Annotated in this window: 3 protein-coding genes; 2 read left to right on the top strand and 1 reads right to left on the bottom strand. The window is 67.7% G+C overall.

All coding sequences use genetic code 11. The features are described 5' to 3' along the window. Positions 1-178: 178 nt before the first annotated feature. On the top strand, positions 179-349 hold the full coding sequence (locus FNH05_RS38525; RefSeq protein ID WP_186382879.1) for a hypothetical protein: 171 nt from the start codon (positions 179-181) through the stop codon (positions 347-349). A gap of 316 nt (positions 350-665) precedes the next feature. Here FNH05_RS38525 and FNH05_RS34400 read toward each other — a convergent pair whose 3' ends face one another. Beyond that, entirely contained in the window at positions 666-2,840 is a 2,175-nt protein-coding gene (locus tag FNH05_RS34400) for a TerD family protein (RefSeq protein WP_144593030.1), read from the bottom strand. A gap of 170 nt (positions 2,841-3,010) precedes the next feature. On the opposite strand from FNH05_RS34400, the gene FNH05_RS34395 reads away from it, so the two are divergent. Next, complete coding sequence (locus FNH05_RS34395; protein WP_144593029.1) at positions 3,011-3,571, top strand: hypothetical protein; 561 nt, start codon at positions 3,011-3,013, stop codon at positions 3,569-3,571. Positions 3,572-3,692: the final 121 nt, after the last annotated feature.

The following is a 3,692-nucleotide window of genomic DNA, read 5'->3' as shown; positions in this document are numbered from 1 at the left end:
GGTTGGTGGTTGGATTGTGAGAATGGGGACGCAAGGGAATGGCTTGCGTTGGGCACACCACTCGAATGGCGCTCCCGGATTGTTTTTCAAGTGACGGGCCAGTGACGAGCGGGCACGAAACTGGTCTCATTCGGGAAACATCCCGAATAACTGAGGAAAAACCATCAGGAGGTATCCCATGAACGAGATCACCGAGGTGCTGGCCACCCAGGACGCCGAGCTGCTGCCCACCCGCGAAGCGCTGGGCTTCAGCACCCCGTCCCACATCGACAACGTGTTCGCGGCCAACGGCGCGCTCGCACTGTTCGGCGCGACCGCGACCGCGGCGCAGGTCATCTCCGTCGGCTGATCAGCCGTCCGACACTTCACCCAGACAATTCCTCGACCCCGAACGGAATCCGCCATTCGCGGACGAGGTACGTTTTCTCAGTTGACTCTCCGCCAGGTTACTGACCCGAAGAGATTTCCTCTCTGCAACAACTGAACAACCACCTCTCGCCTGAGAGGAACGTCAGTCACGAAGAAGAGCCCCGGCGGTGTACTCGCCGGGGCTCTTCCTCGCCGAAACGGAGGAGTGGAGAGGACTAAGGAGTCACAGAACCTTGTGAGGGTTGAGAAGGAAGTCCCCTCAAGGCCTCCGCGATTCCATTGTAGCGCAACGGCTTTCACTCCGGGATCATTTCCGCCAGGTTGTCGATCGTGATCACCCGCGTGCCCTCGGGGAGCCCGTCGGGCCGGTCCCAGCCGAGGTAGGTGACCGCGCCCGTGGGTTCCTGTCCGGTGTAGTACTCCACCCTGGCGTTCTTCCCGACGAGCGAGACCAGGTATTCGAAGGTCAGGTACCTGCGCTCGACGACACCGCGCGCGAGCAGGCCGGTGGTGGGCCGGGTGCCTTCCAGCGTGTTCATGCCGGAGCGGCCCTTGGCGTACAGGTGGAGCCACTTCGCCCACCAGGTGCCGTCGTCCCCGCGGAGGAAGATCACCGGGTAGGCCACGCGGCCCCCGCCCGCCAGGTCGGATTTCGCGCGCACGGTGCGCGCCTCATAGGGTTTGCCCTTCTGCGCGCGGTCCCGCGTCAGGTAACCGAAGAACGCCTCCTCCGCCCGGTGGAACGGCTCCCCCGAGTACAGGAGTACCTGCGGCACGATGAAGCGCGCCTTCAGGCGTGCCAGCGGGATGTCGATGAATTCGCTTGCCCCGCCGGCGGCCTCGACCACGTCGCCCGAGTGCACCGGCCCGTTGCGGCCGCCGTGCCGCAGCCTCGTATAGGCCAGGTATCCCACCTCGCCGAAGTTCGCGTCGAGCAGCGAGGTGGACAGGTCGTAGTCCGTGGTCAGCTCCGACTGTCGCCAGTGGACGAAGAACGAGAGCACCTCCCCGCTGACGCGCTGCATCGAGCCGCGCGGCACCAGGCCCATCCCCCTCGGGGACGTCTTGCCCGACAACGGCAGCGCGACACCGAGGATCTCCGGGTCGACCAGCAGCGTGCCCTCCACCATCCCGGCGAGCCTGCGGGTGATTTCGGCGTCGATCACGGCGCACACGGCGGCGACCAGCGCGCGCGGCAGGGGCGGCCGGTTGTCATCGGCGACCCAGGAACGGCCCCGGCGGTTGGTGAACACGCGCTTGGTGCCATCCCGGTCGGTGCGATCGACCAGATGCTCCCGCACCGACAGCAGGACCCGGCCCGCCACGTTCGGCGCCGCCGCGATCAGGGCTTCCAGGATCGGCATCTCCGTGTCCTGGGCGGCGGCTCGAAGCAGACGGTCGAGGTTGCGCAGCAACAGGCCCGGGGCGGCGCCCAGCAGTCGCGCCGCGCCCGTGACGTCGTGGCGGCCGAACGCCTCCTCCACCCGCTGCTGGAACGACCTGGCCGTCCGATCGCCGCGGGCGACCGCGAACACCGCATTCGCGCTGGGGTAGGTGTCGGCGTGGTCCTCGGGGTGCAGCCCGCCGGCGAGCCGCACCCACGCGCGGGCGTGCCGGTTCACGTCGCCGAGCTTGGCGGGGTCGGCTGCCACGGAGTCGAGTGCGGCGAGCAGGGCGCCCCGGTCCCGGCGCGGGAACGAGCGGAACCGGGTGGAGGTTTCGAGGGTGACGTCACCGCCGGAGAGCGCGCAGGCGAGCCGCAGCACGTCGGTGACGGTGTCCACCAGTACGGTCTTGCCGTTGGCGAACCGAACCCGGTTGATCAAAGCCCGTACCTCGCGCACGGGGACGCGTTCGGGCCGGGCACCGTTCACACACTGCTGGGCGAGGACTTCCAGCAGGCTCATGTCGTGTGGGGGAAGCGGCACGGCGGTTGCCGCGAGTTGCAGGTACACACGGTGGGCCTCGTCGTCGAGGGTGCCGCCGAGGTGCAGCACGGTGACCCGGTCCCCCGCGGAATGGATCAACTCGTCGTGCACGGCCAGCATCTCCGCGTAGGTGTGCTGGTAGCGCCCGTACTTCGGCAGGTCCAACAGGTTGACGGCGCCGAAACTGGCGAGCTTCACCGCGACCCGCTCGGCGGTGGCCGCGTCGGCCGCGAACGCCTCGGTGATGCTGGCGAGCCAGAAGGTCAGGGTGTCGGGCACGCCGTGCGGGAACGTCTTGAAGTACACGTTGTGCTCGACGTGGTCGCCCACGAGTTCCCGCACCGCGGTGAGCATCTGCTCTCCCGCGCCGATCACGGCCTCGGGCGACAGGCCCGAAAGGTGCTCGAGCAGTTGGGTGGAGAGCTTGAATCCGGCATCCATGAGGGCAGCGTCGAGCTGCCGGGCGGCGGTGGTCCCGTCTCCGGCCGGGCCGACCGGCGCCGGGACGCGCTTGGTGCGGCGGATGAGCTCGACGACAAGCATGGTTCCCCCTCGTGGTCGCCGTTCAGGATGCCAGTGGCATTGCTTTGAGCCGAAACGATTATTCGCACGCCTGGCGCCTGTACGCCGGGAAAATCCGTGCCATTGAGGAGAATCCGCTGTCTACACTCCGCTGGTCCCGCATTGACGAATGCGCTGGGAAGGACTGACGGATGAGGAAGATTCCGACGTTGTTCAGGCGGAACCCCGACGACATGCGGTTCGTGCTGCCCGAGGTGCACCCCGACTGCCAGTGGGTGCTCGACGGCGAGGGCGTGGCGACCCGGAAGTACGACGGCACTTGCGTGATGTTCGACGGTGAGCGCTGGTGGGCGAGACGTGAGGTGAAGGCGGGCAAGAACCCGCCGACGGGTTTCGTCGAAGTCGAACACGACGCGAACACCGGAAAGACCATGGGGTGGGAACCCGCGCAGCAGTCCGCGTTCTGGAAGCACCTGGCACCCGCCGTGGACGATCGCGTCTTCGAACCCGGCACGTACGAGCTGTGCGGCCCGAAGATCAACGGGAATCCGGAGGGATTGGACCGCCACCTGCTCCTCGGGCACGCGCGGGCCGAAGTGATCGCCGTCCCGCGGGACTTCGAGGGACTCCGTGCCGCGTTCACCGGCTTCCCCCACGAGGGCGTGGTCTGGCATCACCCCGACGGCCGGATGGCGAAGCTCAAGGTGCGCGACTTCCTTCGCGAGAACCTCGAAGCAGATGACTACCGATAGTGACAGCCCTCACTGTCGCGGCCCGATGCTCCCGCCGGCCGGTCACCCACGCAGGGTGGGACGCCGGCGCGAGCATCGGGCCGCTCACCTGCGGCGATGGCGCCACACGAGTGGGTGGGGC

Source organism: Amycolatopsis rhizosphaerae (assembly GCF_007713715.1).
In the GTDB taxonomy this organism is placed as follows: domain Bacteria; phylum Actinomycetota; class Actinomycetes; order Mycobacteriales; family Pseudonocardiaceae; genus Amycolatopsis_E; species Amycolatopsis_E rhizosphaerae.
This window is presented reverse-complemented; position numbering and strand designations above follow the sequence as displayed.